At 71.0% G+C, this 17,999-nt stretch carries 12 protein-coding genes; 5 read left to right on the forward strand and 7 right to left on the reverse strand.

Features of this window, described 5'->3' with window-relative positions; all coding sequences use genetic code 11:
• Positions 1–2,692 (reverse strand): transcription-repair coupling factor (locus KBX34_RS31170; protein WP_210928601.1); only part of this gene is annotated, 2,692 nt, incomplete at its 3' end.
• A 467-nt stretch (positions 2,693–3,159) separates the two neighbouring features.
• On the opposite strand from KBX34_RS31170, the gene KBX34_RS31175 reads away from it, so the two are divergent.
• Positions 3,160–4,074, forward strand: a complete 915-nt coding sequence (locus KBX34_RS31175; RefSeq protein WP_210928603.1) for a cyclase family protein — start codon at positions 3,160–3,162, stop codon at positions 4,072–4,074.
• 36 nt (positions 4,075–4,110) lie between these two features.
• Here the strand turns inward: KBX34_RS31175 and KBX34_RS31180 are convergent, their stop codons facing one another.
• Positions 4,111–5,151 (reverse strand): S66 peptidase family protein, encoded by a 1,041-nt coding sequence (locus KBX34_RS31180; RefSeq protein ID WP_210928605.1) that lies wholly within the window; start codon positions 5,149–5,151, stop codon positions 4,111–4,113.
• Between the two features lie 71 nt (positions 5,152–5,222).
• Between KBX34_RS31180 and KBX34_RS31185 the strand changes: the two genes are divergently transcribed.
• Positions 5,223–6,275, forward strand: a complete 1,053-nt coding sequence (locus KBX34_RS31185; RefSeq protein ID WP_210928607.1) for a hypothetical protein — start codon at positions 5,223–5,225, stop codon at positions 6,273–6,275.
• A gap of 129 nt (positions 6,276–6,404) precedes the next feature.
• A complete protein-coding gene (gene ppc, locus KBX34_RS31190; RefSeq protein ID WP_210928609.1) occupies positions 6,405–9,191 on the forward strand; it encodes a phosphoenolpyruvate carboxylase in 2,787 nt (928 codons plus the stop codon).
• A 138-nt stretch (positions 9,192–9,329) separates the two neighbouring features.
• On the opposite strand, the gene KBX34_RS31195 is transcribed toward ppc, so the two are convergent.
• Positions 9,330–10,166, reverse strand: a complete 837-nt coding sequence (locus tag KBX34_RS31195; RefSeq protein ID WP_210928620.1) for a hypothetical protein — start codon at positions 10,164–10,166, stop codon at positions 9,330–9,332.
• A gap of 54 nt (positions 10,167–10,220) precedes the next feature.
• On the opposite strand from KBX34_RS31195, the gene KBX34_RS31200 reads away from it, so the two are divergent.
• Positions 10,221–11,381, forward strand: a complete 1,161-nt coding sequence (locus KBX34_RS31200) for a DNA recombination protein RmuC (protein ID WP_210928611.1) — start codon at positions 10,221–10,223, stop codon at positions 11,379–11,381.
• 132 nt (positions 11,382–11,513) lie between these two features.
• On the opposite strand, the gene KBX34_RS31205 is transcribed toward KBX34_RS31200, so the two are convergent.
• Complete coding sequence (locus KBX34_RS31205; RefSeq protein ID WP_210928613.1) at positions 11,514–11,957, reverse strand: hypothetical protein; 444 nt, start codon at positions 11,955–11,957, stop codon at positions 11,514–11,516.
• Between the two features lie 40 nt (positions 11,958–11,997).
• Entirely contained in the window at positions 11,998–12,984 is a 987-nt protein-coding gene (locus KBX34_RS31210; protein WP_210928615.1) for a 4-hydroxy-3-methylbut-2-enyl diphosphate reductase, read from the reverse strand.
• Between the two features lie 143 nt (positions 12,985–13,127).
• On the opposite strand from KBX34_RS31210, the gene xseA reads away from it, so the two are divergent.
• On the forward strand, positions 13,128–14,342 hold the full coding sequence (gene xseA, locus KBX34_RS31215; protein WP_210793252.1) for an exodeoxyribonuclease VII large subunit: 1,215 nt from the start codon (positions 13,128–13,130) through the stop codon (positions 14,340–14,342).
• 152 nt (positions 14,343–14,494) lie between these two features.
• Here xseA and KBX34_RS31220 read toward each other — a convergent pair whose 3' ends face one another.
• Together KBX34_RS31220 and KBX34_RS31225 are read right to left on the reverse strand one after the other, a co-directional pair.
• The gene (locus tag KBX34_RS31220) at positions 14,495–14,830 is read right to left on the reverse strand and encodes a hypothetical protein (protein WP_210928617.1); all 336 of its coding nucleotides are present in this window, start codon (positions 14,828–14,830) and stop codon (positions 14,495–14,497) included.
• A 74-nt stretch (positions 14,831–14,904) separates the two neighbouring features.
• On the reverse strand, positions 14,905–17,999 hold a 3,095-nt coding region (locus KBX34_RS31225), incomplete at its 5' end, for an RHS repeat domain-containing protein (protein WP_210928618.1).

A 17,999-nucleotide genomic window follows, 5' to 3' on the forward strand; every position in this document is an offset into this window, starting at 1 on the left:
CCCGCGCCTCGGGCACCAGCTCCCGCAGTCGCCGCGCCGCCCGGTCGATCGACTCGACCCGGTTGTGCAGGTAGAAGACCTGCCCGTCGCGGAGCAGCTCGCGGTGGATGGACGCCGCCACCTGCCGGTCGTCCTGCGCGCCGACGAAGGTGAGCACCGGGTGCCGCTCCTCCGGTGGGGTGGCGATGGTGGACATCTCCCGGATGCCGGTGATCGCCATCTCCAGGGTGCGCGGGATCGGGGTGGCCGACATGCTCAGCACGTCGACCGACGCGCGCAGCGTCTTCAGGTGCTCCTTGTGCTCGACACCGAAGCGCTGCTCCTCGTCGACGACCACCAGGCCCAACTGCTTGAACCGGGTCGCGGTCTGGAGCAGCCGGTGGGTGCCGATGACGATGTCGACAGTGCCGTCGGCGACCATCTCCAGCGTCCGCTCGGTCTCCTTCGGGGTCTGGAACCTCGACAGCTGCCGGATCTCCACCGGGAACTGGCTCATCCGCTCGGCGAACGTGTTGTAGTGCTGCTGCACCAGCAGCGTGGTCGGCACCAGCACCGCCACCTGCTTGCCGTCCTGCACGGCCTTGAACGCCGCCCGGACCGCGATCTCGGTCTTGCCGTAGCCGACGTCACCGCAGATCAGCCGGTCCATCGGGACGGTCTGCTCCATGTCCCGCTTGACCTCGTCGATCGCGGCGAGCTGGTCCGGCGTCTCCTGCCAGGGGAAGGCGTCCTCCAACTCCCGCTGCCAGGGGGTGTCCGGGCCGAACGAGTGGCCCTTGGACGCCTTGCGGGCGGCGTAGAGCTGGATGAGCTGCGCGGCGATCTCCCGCACCGCCTTACGGGCGCGGGCCTTGGACTTCTGCCAGTCCGAGCCGCCCATCTTGTGCAACGTCGGCTGCTCGCCGCCCACGTAACGGGAGAGCTGGTCGAGCTGGTCGGTGGGGACGAACAGGCGGTCGCCGGGCTGACCACGCTTGCTGGCCGCGTACTCGATCACCAGGTATTCGCGGCTGGCCCCGTTGACGGTGCGCTGCACCAGCTCGACGTAGCGGCCGATGCCGTGCTGCTCGTGCACCACGTGGTCGCCGGCCTTCAGCTCCAGCGGGTCGATGGTGTTGCGCCGCCGGCTCGGCATCTTGCGCATGTCCCGCGTCGAGGTGCCCCGACCGCCGGTCACGTCGTTGCCGGTCAACAGCACGAAACGGGACGCCTCGTCGACGAACCCGCTGCTCAGTGCACCGCAGGTGACCACCAGCTCGCCGGCGACCGGCGCGGTCGGCACGTCCTCGGTCAACCGGGCGCCCAGCCCGGCGTCGCGCAGCACCTCCACCGCCCGTTGGGCGGGGCCGTGGCCCTCGAAGACCAGCGCGATCGACCAGCCCTCGCCGGCCCAGCGCTTGAGGTCGTCGACCACTCGGCTGGTCTCGCCGTGGTAGAGCGGGGCCGGCTGGGCGGCGAGGGTCACAGCGATGGCGTCGTCCGGGGTGACCGCGGCCTGCTCCGGCGCGTCCTCCCAGGGCTGCCGCGTCTCGGTCGCCGTCTCCCCCTCGACAAGCCCGAACGGGGACAGCGTCCACCACGGCTGGCCGAGTTTGCCGGCTGTGGCGCGCACCTCGCCGAGAGTGCGGAAGGCGGCGGCGCCGACGTCCACCGGGGCCTGGCCGCCGACCGCAGCGGCGGCCCAGCTGGCCTGGAGAAACTCCTCCGAGGTACGCACCAGGTCGTGCGCCCGGGTGCGGATGCGCTCCGGGTCGCAGAGCAGCACGTGGGTGCCGGACGGCATCGCGTCCAGCAGCAGCTCCAACGAGTCGGGACCGACCAGCACCGGCGCCAGCGACTCCATCCCCTCCACCGGGATGCCCTCGGCCAGCTTGTCGAGGATCTCCGCCAACTCGGGGTGCTGCTCGGCCAGCGCGGCGGCCCGGTCACGGACCTCCGGGGTCAGCAGCAACTCCCGGCAGGGCGGTGCCCACAGCAGCGGAACCTGCTCGATGGTCCGCTGGTCGGCGACGGCGAAGGTGCGGATCTCCTCCACCTCGTCGCCCCAGAACTCGACCCGGGACGGGTGCTCGTCGGTGGGCGGGAAGACGTCCAGGATGCCGCCGCGCACGGCGAACTCGCCGCGCTTGGTGACCAGGTCGACCCGGGCGTACGCCATGTCGATCAGCCGGCGGGCGACCTCCTCCAGGTCGGCCTCCTCACCGGCGGCGAGCTGCACCGGCTCCAGATCGCCGAGCCCCTTGAGCTGCGGTTGGAGCAGCGAACGGACCGGAGCCACGACCACCCGCAGAGGCCCGGTGCTCCCGTGCGCGTCGGCAGCCTCCGGGTGCGCCAACCGGCGCAGCACGGCCAGCCGTCGGCCCACCGTGTCCGAGCGTGGCGACAGCCGCTCGTGCGGCAGCGTCTCCCAGGAGGGGAAGACCACCACCTGCTCCGCCGGCAGCAACCCACCCAGCGCGGCGGCCAGGTCGTCGGCCTCCCGGCTGGTGGCGGTCACCGCGAGCACGGGTCGCCCGGCCCCACCCCCGGTGCCGTCGGGGTCGGCCGCGACCGCGGCGACCGCGAACGGGCGCAACGCCGCAGGGGCGGTGATGTCGAGGCCGTCGACCTGGGCGGCACCGGAGCGCGCCAGGTCACGCGCCCGGGTCAGCCCGGGGTCGGCCAGGGCGGCGGAGAACAGACCGGTGAGCAAGGGAATCCTTCCCGGGGATCGACGCACACGACGGCGGCCCCTCGTCCAGCCGGACGGGGGGTGCACGACGACAAGCCTATCCCCGTCCACCGACACACACCCCCTTCCGCTCAGGTCCACGCCGCGCGGCGCGCGGCACCCCGCCCGCGCACCCCCTCGGCCCAGGTCCACGCCCCACACCCAAGCCCGCGCACGCCGCCTTCGCCCAGGTCAGCGCCCCACACCCCACGACCGCACCCCGCGCCGCGCACCCTCAGCCCAGGTCCGCACCACGCCCGCGCGGGCCCGTGAACCACCCCAAGATCCACGCAACTTCGGGGAAGTTGCTGCTTCCGGGGCGCGGGAGGCAGCACTTTCCCTGATGTTGTGCGGATCTTGGGGTGGGACCCCGAACCCGGCAGCCCGAGGCGGTCGGAAACGGGAGATAGATCTTGACCGGTGGGCTTCTGACATGATCGGGTTTCGGGGTGGATGAGCAGTGGCGGGCACAGTTCGACGCGGAGGTGAGCTTCGCCAACGGCGGCGGGCTGCGCACCGAGGGATTCCGGCTGGACATCCCCGGTCAGGAGATCAGCGACGACGACCTGGCGGCGTTGTTCGTCCGGCACCTTGGGTTGCTGATGGTCGCCGAGGTGCAGATCAGCGCGAAGACGATCATCGAAGAGCCGCACAAGGGCGGCCGGGGCGTTGCCGTTGACCGGCAAGCGCCCGCCCGCAGGCTGGTCGAGCTGAGCCACGTGATCAGCGACGGGATGATCACCCTGCCGGGCTGGCCGGGGCCGCGGATCACCGACTGGCTGACGTTCGCGGCATCCCGCGAGCGGTACGCGCCGGGCACCGAGTTCCACGTGGCGCGGATCGATCTGATCGCCAACACCGGCACGTACGTGGACACTCCCGCCCATCGCTGGGCGGGCGGCGACGACCTGACCGGGGTGTCGCTGGACAACCTCGCCGACCTGCCCGGGGTGGTGGTCCGGGTGCCGGCCGGCGTTCGGGCCGTGGACCGGTTGATGCTGGCCCCGTACGAGGTGGCCGGGCGCGCGGTCCTGCTGCACACCGGGTGGGATGCGCACTTCGGCACCGAGCGGTACGGCGCGCCGGAGGCGCCGTACCTGACCGGGGACGCCGCCCAGGCGCTGGTTGACGCGGGCGCGACCCTGGTCGGCATCGACTCGATCAACATCGACGACATGAGCCCGGCGGCCGGAGGTCAGCGCCCCGCGCACAGCGCGCTGCTCGCCGCCGGCATCCCGATCGTGGAGCACCTGACCGGCCTGGACGCGCTGCCCCCGACGGGGTTCCGGTTCACCGCGGCCCCACCGAGGGTGGCCGGCATGGGCACCTTCCCCGTCCGGGCCTTCGCCGTCGTCAACCCCTGATGCCACCCGCGGCGGCGGCAACGCGCGGCCGGCCGGTCAGTAGCGCACCGAGATCCTGCGCGCCACGGCGTCCACCCGGATCTCCCCGCCGTACGGGATGATCAACTGCGGGTCGGTGTGACCGAGGTCGACGTCGAAGACCACCACCGCGTCCGGGTTGTACGGCGCGAGCGCCCGGGTGATCGCCTCCCGCTGGGCGTCGCCCCACGCCTGCCGTTCCGGCACCGACAGGGGCTTGTTGAAGTCCCAGGCCTTGGGGCGACCGACGACGATGGCCGGGAAGGCGGCGAGCAGGCCCCGCTCTCCCATGTTCCGCACGATCCGGAACACCTCCTGTGCGCCGGGCATTTCCTGGGAAGTTTCGACGAGAAGCACTGACCCGTCCAGCTCGGCGGCGGTGGGCACCCGGTCGGTGGCCAGCAACCAGTGCAGGATCTCCAGGTTGCCGCCCCAGGTGCGCCCCCGCACCTCCCGCTGCGGGCCCTGCCAGCGCCAACCCGCGCCGGGCAGCATCTCCGGCTCGTGGGCCAGCGTCTCCGGCTCGGTCCACGGGTTCGGCCGGTCCCCCCAGTCATGGGCGGGCGTCAACTCGTACCAGTCGGTGGTGAACAGGGCCGCGCGCAGCGAGGCGAAGGTCAGCGGGTGCGGCGAGCCGGGCCGGCCGAGATGCACCAGCACCGACCCACCGTGGTAGGCGACGATGCCCAACCGGTAGAGGTGGTTGAGCACGTTGGTGTTGTCGGAGTAGCCGAAGTAGGGCTTGGGGTTGGCCCGCAGCACGTCATTGTCGAGGTGCGGGGTGACCGTGATCAGGTCGTCGCCGCCGACAGTGGCGAGCACCGCGGTGATGCTCGGGTCGGCGAAGGCTGCGGTCAGGTCGCGGGCCCGGTCGCGCGGGTCGGCCCCCAGGATCCGGGTGGTCGGATACTCCACCGGCTCCAGGCCGAGTTCCTCGCGCAGCCGGCGCAGCCCCAACTCGTACACGTGGGGGAAGACGGCTGGCAGGCCGGCGGAGGGTGAGACGACCGCGACCCGGTCGCCAGGCCGGGGTTTGGGCGGGTATTTCAGCGACACCATGATCGAACGCTAACGGTCCGGCCAACCGATTTCCGCCCTGCCGATTACAAAACCGGCCATAGGCTCGCAACGTGGACACCGCATCGCAGGGCCGAGACCGGGACTGGGCGCCGCGCAGCATCGGGTTGCTTCTCGGCACGCTGGTGCTCGCCAGCGCGTTCATCGCGGCCTACGTCGGCGCACTGCACCAGCCCACACCGCGCGACCTGCCGGTCGGCGTCGCCCTCGGCGACCAGCGCGCCCAGGCGACGCTCGACGCCGTGCGCGGTCAGACCAACATCATCAAATCCGTCGGGTACGACGACGCGAGCGCCGCCGAGCACGGGCTGCTCAGCCGCGCGGTGTACGCCGTGCTCAGCACCGGCCCCGACAACGGCCTGCTCCTCACCGTCGCGAGCGCCTCCGGCCCCTCCGCCACCAGCGCGATCAAGGAGGTGCTCACCACCGCCGCCACCCGCAGCGGCACCCCGCTACAGGTCGTCGACGAGGTGCCGGTCACCTCGGCCGACCCGCGCGGGGTGGTGCCCTTCTACCTGAACGTCGGCTACGTGCTCGGCGGCTACCTGGCCTCGACCGTGCTCGGGATATCCGCCGGCACCACCCCACGTACGGTACGGCGGGCCGGGCTGCGCATCGCCGCCCTGGCCGTCTACAGCGTGCTGCTCGGCATCGCCGGCGCGGTCGTGGTCGGACCGGTGCTGGACATCTGGCACCACGACGTACCGACGATCGCGGCGATCGGCGCGCTGGCCGTCTTCGCCGCCGCGATGTTCGCCAGCGCCATCCAGGGCTGGCTCGGCGTCGCGGGCACCGCGCTGGTCATCCTGCTTCTGGTGGTGCTCGGCAACCCCGGCTCCGGCGGCATCTACGCGCCCGAGTTCCTGCCCGGCGTGCTGCGCGGCATGCACCGGTGGAACATCCCCGGCCTCGCCAACGACCTGAGCAAGGCGGCGGTCTACTTCGACTGGCGGTCGGCCGGCTGGCCGGCCTTCGCCCTCGCGCTCTGGGCGGTGCTCGGCGGACTGGGTCTGCTCGGCGCGAGCCTCGTCCGCGGTCGCCGGGCCGTCACCTCCGACTCCGGTCCGACCCGCCGCGGCCCCGCTCCCGCCGACGACGGTGGTTGAGATCACGTCCGAAAACACCGTTCCAGGGGCACTGGATCGCCCGGGGGTCCTCCAGACATCCGGTGCACGCGGATACCATCCAGTGAGTCGGACAGCGCTGTCCTTCGTACCCACGTAAGGGAGCGCACCGTGACCGATCAGCATGAGCACGACGGCCCGGACGCCGCGCTGCGTGCCGACATCCGCCGGCTCGGCACCCTGCTCGGGCAGACCCTGGCCCGCCAGGAGGGTCGCCCACTGCTCGACCTCGTCGAGGAGATCCGCGCCCAGGTCCGCACCGACGCACCGGCGGCCGCCCAGCGCCTCGGCGGGCTCGACGTGACCACCGGCACCAAGCTTGCGCGCGCCTTCTCCACCTACTTCCACCTGGCCAACATCACCGAGCAGGTGCACCGCGCACGGGATCTGCGCCGCCGCCGGGCGGTGCAGGGCGGGTGGCTGGACCAGGCGGCCAAGATGATCGCCGAGCGCGGGGTGCCCGCCGAGGAGATCGCCAACGCGGCCCGCCGGTTGGCGGTCCGACCGGTCTTCACCGCGCACCCCACCGAGGCGGCCCGCCGCTCGATCCTGTCCAAGCTGCGGGCGATCGCCGACGAGTTGGACACCGAGACCGCCAACGCGATCCTCTACGGCGCCAGCGACGAGGGCCCCGCCAACCGCCGCCTGGCCGAGCTGCTGGACCTGATGTGGCAGACCGATGAGCTGCGACTCGACCGGCCGGACCCGACCGACGAGGCCCGCAACGCCATCTACTACCTGCGCGACCTGTACGCCGAGGCCGCCCCGCAGGTGCTCGACGACCTGGCCGACACGCTGCGCACCCTCGGTGTGGAGACCTCACCGACGGCCCGGCCGCTGAGCTTCGGCACCTGGATCGGCGGTGACCGCGACGGCAACCCGTTCGTCACCCCGGCGGTCACCCGTGAGGTGCTGACCATCCAGCACGAGCACGGCATCGCGGCCACCGAGAAGGCCATGGACCACCTGATCAACGAGGTCTCGGTCTCCCGCCGGCTGCGCGGGGTTTCCCTGGACCTCTCCGCCAGCCTCGCCGCCGACCTGGACGCACTGCCCGAGGTGGCGACGCGGTTCCGGCGGGTCAACGCGGAGGAGCCGTACCGGCTCAAGGCGCGCTGCGTGAAGGCGAAGCTCGCCAACACCAGGCAGAGGCTGCGCCAGGGCACCGGGCACGTGCCGGGTCGGGACTACCGGGGCTCCGCCGAGCTGATCGCCGACCTGGATCTGCTGCGCGCGTCGCTGGCCCGCAATTCCGGGCAGCTCACCGCCGTCGGCCGGCTGGCCTCCACCATCCGTACGGTGTCCGCGTTCGGCCTGCACCTGGCCACGATGGACGTCCGGGAGCACGCCGAGGCGCACCACGCGGTGCTCGCCCAGCTCTACGAGGCCGTCGGCGAGGTCTCCGACTATCCGGCGCTGACCCGCCTGGAGCGCACCAAGCTTCTCGCCGACGAGCTGACCGGTCGCCGGCCGCTGTCCACCCTCGACACGGCGCTGTCCGAGCCGGCCCGTAAGACGTTCGACGTGTTCAGCACCATCCGGGAGGCACAGGACCGGTTCGGCTCCGAGGTGATCGAGTCGTACATCATCTCGATGACCCTGGGTGTCGACGACGTGCTGGCCGCCGTGGTGCTGGCCCGGGAGGCCGGCCTGGTGGACGTGCACAGTGGGCGGGCCCGGGTCGGGTTCGTGCCGCTGCTGGAGACCCCGGCCGAGCTGAACGCCGGCGGTGAGCTCCTCGACGAGCTGCTGTCGCTGCCCGCGTACCGGGCGTTGGTGAGCGCCCGAGGCGACGTGCAGGAGGTCATGCTCGGCTATTCCGACTCCAACAAGGAAGCCGGGATCACCACCAGCCAGTGGTCGATCCACCGGGCGCAGCGCGCGCTGCGTGACGTGGCGGCCCGGCACGGAGTACACCTGCGGCTGTTCCACGGCCGGGGCGGCACGGTCGGTCGCGGCGGCGGGCCGACGCACGAGGCGATCCTGGCCCAGCCGTACGGGACGATGGACGGCGCGATCAAGGTGACCGAGCAGGGTGAGGTGATCTCCGACAAGTACACCCTGCCGTCACTGGCCCGGGAAAACCTGGAGCTCACCCTCGCGGCGGTGCTCCAGGCGACCCTGCTGCACACCGCACCGCGGCAGCCGGCCGAGATGTTGGAACGCTGGGACGCGACCATGGACGTGGTCTCCGAGTCCGCGTTCCGCTCCTACCGGTCGCTCGTCGAGGACCCGGACCTGCCGGCGTACTTCTGGGCGTCCACCCCCACCGAGCTGCTCGGCGCACTCAACATCGGCTCCCGGCCGGCGAAGCGCCCGAACACCGGCGCGGGCCTGTCCGGTCTGCGGGCCATCCCGTGGGTGTTCGGCTGGACGCAGACCCGGCAGATCGTGCCGGGTTGGTTCGGCGTCGGCTCCGGCCTGGCCGCCGCGCGTGAGGCCGGACTGGCTGACGTGCTGGCCGAGATGCACCGTAACTGGCACTTCTTCCGCACGTTCCTGTCGAACGTCGAGATGATGGTGACCAAGACCGACCTGAGCATCGCCCGTCGCTATGTCGAGACGCTGGTGCCGAAGAAGCTGCACCCGATCTTCGAGCAGATCGAGCAGGAGTACGAGCTGACCAAGCGGGAGCTGTTGGCGGTCACCGCCTCACCGGCCCTGCTGGAAAACTCGCCGGTGCTCCAGCGCACCCTGGCCGTCCGCGACACCTACCTGGAGCCGCTGCACCACCTCCAGGTGGCGCTGCTGCGGCAGTACCGGGAGTCCGGGGCTGCCGGGCGGGCGGTGGCCACCGCTCCGGGTGGCCGACGTGCGCCGAGCGACGGCACCGCCCTGGAGCGGGCGCTCCTCACGACGGTGAACGGCATCGCCGCCGGAATGCGCAACACCGGCTGATCGACCGAAGGAAATCAGGCCACCAACCCAGCCGCGTCGATCATGCAGTTGTGGTGCCCCGCAAAAGCCGCCAGAAAGGGCGAAGCAGGCACCACAACTTCATGATCGACCGGGTTGGGGGTGGGGATCGGGGGCAGGTCAGAAGTCGCCGCCGCCGAAATCGCCGCCGCCACCAAAGTCGCCGCCACCGAAATCGCCGCCCGCGTAGTCGCCGCCGCCGTAATCGCCGGCGCCCTGGTCGCCGCCGCCGCCCTGATCGCCGCCGCCGCCCTGATCGCCGCCGCCGCCCTGGTCGCCGCCGTCCCCGCCCTGTTCGACGCCGTCACCGAAGCCCTCCTGGTAGCCGGCGTCGTAGCCGTAGCCGGGATCGGCGAAGGCGGGCGAGAACAGCGCGTCGGCGATCAGGATGCCGCCGAGCACACCGGCGCCGGCACCCAGCGCCGTCTTCCACCAGGGCGTCGAATACCACCCCGCCGGCACCGGTCGACCCTGATAACGCCCACCCGGGTAGTAGTAGGGCGTTTCCCGGCCGGGCTGGGGGCCGGCCCGGAACGTCTGCCCCTGCACGTCGACCTCGCGCTCCTTGGTGAGCTGGCCCACACCACGGGCGGCGGCCAGCGCCGGCACCTCGGGGCCCGGGTCGATGCCCAACGCGGTACGCGCCGCCCGGATGTACGCGAGCCCTTCCAGGGCGGTCTCCCGAGCCAGCGTGAACTGGTGTGGCGTACGCGCCTGCTCCAGCTGTGAGCCGGCCGCGTTGTAGCGCTCACCGGCGTCGGCCAGCGCCTGGCGGACCGCCGGCTCTTCGCCCTGCAGGTTCATCAACTGGCCGCCGAGACGCTCGTACCACCGTTGCGCCTCCGCGCGGGCGTCGCCGAGCTCGGTACGCCTGCGGGCGCCGGCCTGAGCGCGGATGAGCGCTGCGGCGCCCAGTGCGCCGACCAGCACGACAGCGAGGCAGAGCACAAGTTCCATGTCATCGAACGTACCCCCGGGTGTCACGTCATATCCGTCTGGCAAGCTCCGGTGATGGACGTCTCGACGCTGCTTGTGGTGATCGTGTGCCTCGGCGCCGGCGGGGCGGTGGGCTGGCTCGCGGCCCGGTCCCGCTCGGCGGCCGACATCGCCCGCCTCGATGCCACCCTGGCCGCCACCCGAGAGGGTGAGGGCCGGCTGGAGCAGTCCATGCGGGCCTTGAGCTACGAGGCGACCGCGCAGTCCCAGGAGGCGGTGGCCCGCGCGGTCGCGCCGCTGCACGACTCCCTGCGCCGCTACGAGCAGCGGGTGGCCGAGCTGGAGCACGACCGGGTCGACGCGTACGCCGAGCTGCGCGAGCAGGTGCGCTCGATGAGCGCCGTCTCCAGTGAGCTGCGCACCGAGACCAAACAGTTGGTGGCGGCGCTGCGGGCACCACAGGTGCGGGGCCGCTGGGGCGAGCACCAGTTGCGCCGGATCGTCGAGGCGGCCGGGATGCTGGAGCACTGCGACTTCTCCGAGCAGGTCACCGCCGACAACGACGGGCAGGTTGTCCGCCCCGACCTGGTGGTCCGGCTGCACGGCGGCCGGTCGGTGGTGGTGGACGCCAAGGCACCGTTCGACGCGTACCTGACGGCCATGGAGTCCCGCGACGAACGCGGCCGGGATACCCACCTCGACGCGCACGCCCGCCACCTGCGCGGGCATGTCGACGCGCTGGCCGCCAAGTCGTACTGGTCGGCGTTCGACAACTCGCCCGACTTCGTGGTGCTGTTCGTCCCCGCCGACCCGTTCCTCGACGTCGCCCTCCAACGTGACCCGTCGCTGCTGGAGCACGCCTTCACCCGCAACGTGGTGCTGGCCACACCGGCCACACTGGTCGCCCTGCTCCGCACTGTGGCCTACTCGTGGCGGCAGGAGGCGCTGGCCCGCAACGCCCTCGCGGTGCACACCCTCGCCCGGGAGCTGTACGGGCGGCTCTCCACTCTGGGCGATCACGTCGGCAAGCTCGGGTCGTCGCTGGCCGGCGCCGTGACGGCGTACAACCGTGCGGTCGGCTCGTTGGAGGCGCGGGTGCTGGTCAGCGCCCGAAAGCTCGCCGAGCTGGGAGTGTCGGACGAGGAGTTGGCGACGCCCGCGCAGGTCGAGTTGGCGCCCCGGCAGCCGCAGGCGCCTGAGCTGGCCGACCCGGCCGACGAGGTCTCGGCCCGCTAGTCAGTCATGTGAGAGTGCGTCCGCCTCGCTGGGCACGTTCACCGCACCGGCCGTCGCCGTGAACTGATCCGTCCGCAACACCGAAGGAGCCCGTCCCCGAGTTCGGGGCGGGCTCCTTCGCGTCCGGAGGTGTCAGGTCGGGCGGGCGGCCGTCACGATGAACGGAGTGCCCTGCTGGCAGGTGGTCATCATGCCGGGCTCGGCCCGACCGGTGACCTCGACCCGCGCACCGGGCGTCAGCACGTCACGCGGACCGCCGACGAGCAGGTAGCCGTCGAGCAGCACGCAGTTGGGCTCCACGCCGCCCTGCACGGTGCCGGTCAGGGTGGTGGCACCCACACCCGGGGGCGTGCTGGGGCCGCCGGGCTTCGGTGGCTTCGGAGTCTTCGGGCCCGAGGGCGGGGTGGGGTCGACGGTCGGCGGCAGGACGGTCGGGTCGGGCGTGGGCTGGCTGGTCACCGGCTGCGCTCCCGTCGGGGTCGGGCTGGGTGTGCCGCCTCCGGTGCCCTGACTGCCGCAGGCACTCAGCGCCACGCAGACGGCCAGCACGGGAACGGCGAGCCGAAATGTCCTCATGGCTGATCTGACGTACGCCGGTCCGAGTTCGTTCCCGTGTTCAGCCGCGCGCCGCCGCGGCCTTCATGTCCCGCTTCAGCTCCTGCGGCAGCGAGAAGATCAGCCGCTCGTTGGCGGTGGTGATCTCCTCGACGTCGGCGAAGCCCCGTGCGGCGAGGTGGGTCAGCACGTCCTGGACCAGGTCGTCCGGCACGCTCGCGCCGGAGGTCAGACCGACCGTGGTGGCCCCCTCCAGCCAGGCGTCGTCGATCTCGTGGGCGAAGTCGACCAGGTGACCGGCACGGGCACCCGCGTCCACGGCGACCTCGACCAGGCGGACCGAGTTCGATGAGTTCGTCGAGCCGACGACGATCACCACGTCGCACTCGGGGGCGATCTCCTTGACGACGTGCTGCCGGTTGGAGGTGGCGTAGCAGATGTCGTCGCTGGGCGGCGACTGGAGCAGCGGCAACCGCTGCTTGAGCCGGGCGACCGTCTCCAGCGTCTCGTCGACCGACAGCGTGGTCTGGGACAGCCAGACCACCTTCTCCGGATCGCGGACGGTGACCTTGTCGGCGTCGTCCGGGCCGTCGACCAGCTGGATGTGCGCGGGGGCCTCACCGGCGGTGCCGATGACCTCTTCGTGCCCCTCGTGCCCGATGAGCAGGATGTCGTAGTCCTCGGCGGCGAACCGCTTCGCCTCGTGGTGCACCTTGGTGACCAGCGGACAGGTCGCGTCGATCGCCTTCAGCGAGCGCTGCTTCGCCTGCTCGTAGACCTCGGGAGCCACGCCGTGCGCGGAGAAGATGACGGTGGACCCCTCCGGCACCTCCTCGTTCTCCTCCACGAAGATCGCACCCTGGGCCTCCAGGGTCTGCACGACGTGCTTGTTGTGCACGATCTGCTTGCGCACGTAGATCGGGGCGCCGTAGAGCTTCAGCGCCTCCTCGACGGTCTGCACCGCACGGTCGACGCCAGCGCAGTAGCCGCGCGGCTTCGCCAGGAGCACGCGCTTGCCGGTCCGGGGAGTCGCCTCAGCCTCAGTCACCCGTCCATCGTACGTGCCGACTCCCCCACGGCCACCGGCCCACGACCCCCGGACTGACCCGGTGATCAAGAGGTTTGCGTCAGAAACGCGCCCGATGCTGACGCAAACTTCTTGATCACCGCGGGGGTCCGTAGGGTGGGCGGGTGACCGAGGGGGCGCGGAGCAGCGCGGAGGAGCCTTGGCCCGTGCGGGTGGTCAGCCAGAAGGTGGGGGCATGGATCGCCAAGCTGGGCTGGGTGTGGGTGGACGGGCAGGTGGCGCAGATCAGCCGCCGCCCCGGGGCCAGCACCGTCTTTCTCACCCTGCGTGACCCGTCGGCCGACCTGAGCCTGACCGTCACCACCAACCGCGACGTACTGGACGCCGGCGCGCCGGAGCTACGCGAGGGCGCCCGCGTGGTGCTGCACGCCAAGCCGGAGTTCTACGCCGCCCGGGGCACGCTGAGCCTGCGCGCCGACGAGATCCGCCAGGTGGGGCTCGGTGAGCTGCTGGCCCGGCTGGAGAAGCTCAAGAAGCTGCTCGCCGCCGAGGGGCTGTTCGACCGGTCCCGCAAGCGCCGGCTGCCGTTTCTGCCCGGCCGGATCGGGCTAATCACCGGTCGCGCGTCGGCGGCCGAGCGGGACGTGCTGACCAACGCACGGCGGCGCTGGCCGGCAGTGGAGTTCCGCACCGTCAACGTGGCCGTGCAGGGACCCGCCGCGGTGCCCGACATCGTCGCGGCGCTCAAGGTGCTCGACGCCGACGAGAGCATCGACGTGATCGTCATCGCCCGGGGCGGTGGCGGCATCGAGGACCTGCTCCCGTTCTCCGACGAGGCACTCTGCCGGGCCGTCTTCGCCTGCCGCACCCCGGTGGTCAGCGCCATCGGCCACGAGACCGACGCGCCACTGATCGACTACGTCGCCGACCTGCGGGCCTCCACCCCCACCGACGCGGCCAAGCGGATCGTCCCCGACCTCACCGAGGAGGTACGCCTCATCGGCCAGGCCCGCTCCCGGCTGCAACGGGCGGTCCGCAACCTCGTCGACCGGGAGACCCACCGCCTCGACCTGCTGCGCTCCCGGCCGGTGCTGGCCCGGCCCCAGGTGATGGTCGACCAGCGCGCCACCGAGCTGACCGCGATGCGGCAACGGGCCGGACGCTGCCTGGACCACCGGCTCGCCGCCGCCGACGACGAGCTGCGGCACACCCTCGCCCGGCTGCGCGCCCTCTCCCCCGCCGCCACCCTCGACCGGGGGTACGCCATCGTGCAGCGCGCCGACGGGCACGTGGTGCGGGCGGCGGCCGAGGTGGGCAAGGGCGACCCGCTGCGGGTACGGCTGGCCGAGGGCGAGCTGGCCGCCACCGTCGACGGCTGAGAGACCCCCGCCGGGTCGCGCACGCCATACGCGTGAGGGCTGCCTGTGTAGCAACCTGCCCACCGATGGGGACCGCCACCGAGCGTGACGGCCCCCATCGCCTTGTGGAGCTTCAACCGGTCAGGGTGATCACACCGGGCCGGCTGGCTGAGTCATCGCCGCATCGGCTCGCACCGCCATCCTCGGACATCGCCAGACACCTCGAATCGATCGAGCAGACCGAACGCATCTGCGGTGGCAGCACAAGCCGCTGTCCGCACCGCCGTGGCTTCCGTATCCACCACATTCATGCCGACCCAGATCAGGTGAACCGTATAGGCTGCCACGTCGACCCCCATCTCCGCGATGGCCGCCAACCCGATGGCGGCACCCTCCACAGCGGCCTGCGCCAGTTCGGGTTCCTCCTCAGGCTGAACAGATGTGCCGTCCAGCGAATCGACTGCCCAGACAACACCTGGTGGCACAGCCTGATCCTGGCTGATCTCCACCCTCACCTCGGCGAAAGCCGTCCGCCCAGCGGCCTGCCTGAGTAGCCGGAACTCCCCGTAACGTCGGTCCCCCATCACTCGACCGCATTCCGGAACAGCTGGAACACATCGCTGCTGAAGAAGTCCTCGTTTCCGTACCGGCCGGTGCCTCGGGTAATGTGCTGGAACCCGTGCGCTGCACCCTTGTCCATGATCTCGTTAGCTGCATCGTCACCGATCGATGTGAGATCAACCGAGCGAAGGCCCTGCAGGTCCCTTGCGGAGATCTTGTGCGACATCATGCTCAAGCCGTCCGCCCCCTTTTCCGTGAGCCGACTCATGTACTTGTCGGCCTGTGCTCGACTCGGGAACGTGTAGAGGCCAGGACCGAAGATATCCGTCAGTGAGTTGTGGCGGAACCCGGACGGCCAAGGCTCACCTCCACGGTCGAGGAGTCGGGCGACGTCGTCACGACCCTGCACGCTGAAGAAGGTCTTGCTCTCCTTGGCGCCCTTTGCCAATTTGCCGATCTTGCCGATCGGCGTGACGCCGGCGAGGGCCCAGCCGCAGGCGCTCTTCGAACCGTCGTCGCAACGCTTCGCGTCGCTGATCCCGGTGATCTCGCCGAACTTGCTGTTCGCGAGCCGGTTGCCGGCCTCCTCCTTGTCCTTCTTGTCGCCGCCGATGTTGGTGGCGGAGCCGTCCTGGAGGTCACCGCCGATCTGGTCGGCCGCCTTCAGCGCGTCCCCGGCCTTGTCGACCGCCTCCGAGCCGGCGATCTTGCCGCCGATCTCCTTGATGGCGTCGCCGAGATCGTCGAGCAGCGGGACGTGCCCGTCGTACTCCATGAAGCTGATCGGGTTGCCACCGGCCAGCGCGTACCGGTTCTGGGTCAGCGGGTCCAGCGCCAGGCCCAGGTCGGACAGCGAGTTGCTGAACATGTCCTCCTGGAGGAACCGGCCCACGTCCGGGCCGAACCGCCGGGCGCCCATGTCATAGCTGGCCGACCCGCCGGGCAGGGCCGACGGCGTGCTGGCCGACGACTTGGTGCCCGAGTCCTTGCGCTTGCCGGTGTACTGGTACGGGTTGACCGGCGACTGGTCGTTGGTGTCGCCGCTGCTCAGCGCCTCCGGGTCACTCTCCGGCGCGTCCGAGCCCCCGTACGCGTCGTAGCCGTAGGAGGCCTTCACCTTGCCGGCGTCGTCGATGAGTTGGGACACCGAACCCTTGGCGTCCTTGCCGTAGCTGTACCAGTCCTCCGAGCCGCTGACGTTGCTGCGGTCGGTCATCGACATCCGGCGGCCGTACGCGTCGTAGGAGAAGGTCTTGGTCCGCGGGTCGCTGCCCCCGGCCTGCTTCTCCTCCGTCACCTGGGTGCTCAGGCCCTGGTAGGTGAAGTCGGTGGTGCGGTCCTTGCCGGTGCCGGCGTGGTCCTCGACCTCCTTGCTGGTGCGGTCCAGGGCGTCGTAGGTGTAGTCGGTACGGTCGGTTGCCGTGCCGCCACCGCTGTACTGACGGACACCCGCGATGCGGTTGAGGTAGTCGTAGGCGTAGTCGGTGATCAGGTTCGCGGAGCCGCCCTGCCCGTCGCTGCGCGAGCAGTCGGCCTGGCTGCCGGCCGCCAGGGTCAGGCAGTCGGTGTTGCCGTCCTGGTCGTACCAGTACTTGCCGGTGGCCCCGCCGGTCGAGACCTCCTTGAGCTGGTCGGCGTCGTACTTCTTGGTGGTGGTCGTGCCGGTGTCGGCCACCTCGGTGGTCACGTTGCCGGCCCGGACCGCCGTGTTGCCGAGGAGGTTCGCCGGCTGGTCGAAGGTGTACGTGGCGACCTTGCCCTCGCGCTTCTGGTGCTTGACCAGCCGCCCGCGGGCGTCGTACTCGTAGGTGGCCAGGCAGGTGGCAGGGCCGACGCAGGTGGTCGCGCCGTCGCCCTCGGCCCGCTTGAGGACGAACCGGTCGCTGGTGCGGTGTCCGTCGACGTAGCGGTTGGCGCCGTCGTAGTAGGCGACGTCGTGCGACTCGGTCACCGTGCCGGTCGAGCTGGTCGTCTTCAGGGTGCGCAGCTTGCCGTTGTCGAAGAACGTCCAGTCCGTGGTCTGCTTCTTGGACCAGGCCGTCGAGTCCGCCGTGCAGCCGTCGCCGCCGCGGAAGAACTCCCGCTTCTTCTCCAGCCCGTCGCCCCAGAACGTGTTGACGATGCGCTGGTCACCCTTGCAGGCACTATCCGTGCCCAGGTCGAGCTGTGTGGCGAGCCAGTCGTTCTCGGCGTAGGTGAGCTTGTACGTGCGTGGCGCCTTGGTCTCGCCGCCGGCGTCCGTCTCCTCGCCGTTCTCGGCCCGCTCGGCGATGTTGCCGGCCAGGTCGTACTTGTAGGTGGCGAATCGCCAGTTGGTCTGGCCCTCCTTGCGGTGCCGGACCTTGGTGATCTCGTCGAAGGCGTCGTACGTCGACTGCGTCCGGACCGCCTTCTCCCCCGGGTCGGCGAGGCCGGCGGCATCCAGCGCCGCGACGAGGTTGTTCTGCGCGTCGTAGGTGTAGGTGCTCGCCTGCGCCTTGCGGTCGACGCGCCGTCGCTGCTGCCCGTCGTTGAAGTACTCCCACGTCATCCGGCGGTCGTCGTCGAGCTGCCCGGGCGAACCCTTCAGCTCGACCTGCCGCTCGAGCTGCCAGCCCTGCGGGGTGTAGTCGAAGTGGACCGTGGGATTCCGCGGATCCTTCGAGGTACGAATCCAACCCGGGTCGAAGTAGGTCATCCGGGTGCGGGCGTTGTCGGTCACCGACGCCGGGTCGGACTGGGTGACCGGCAGGCTGCTCCAGGACAAGTTGCCGTTGGCGTCGTACGACTGGTGCTGGTACTGCCGCTCGGTGCCGTCCTTGGCGTCGAACGGCAGCGCCACGCGGGTCTTCAGGTTGCGGGCGTCATAGCTGAACGAGGTCACGTACTGGGTCCACGGGCCGCTCGCACCGCCGGCATCCATGCCGCGAGGCGAGATCACCTGCGACTGGTTGCCGTTCTTGTCGTACTCGATCCGGGTGGTCGCCCAGCGACTGGTCGCGGCGTCGATCAGCTCTTTGACCAGGAATGGCTGATCGCGTTGGGTGTATTCGGTGGTGGTCCGGCGGACCCGGCCGGTGGCGATGCCCTGCTGCTGCTCCTCGACGTTGCCGTTGGCGTCGTACTTCGTGGTGGTGG

Origin of the sequence: Micromonospora sp. M61, assembly GCF_018070245.1 — a bacterium.
GTDB lineage: Bacteria > Actinomycetota > Actinomycetes > Mycobacteriales > Micromonosporaceae > Micromonospora > Micromonospora zamorensis.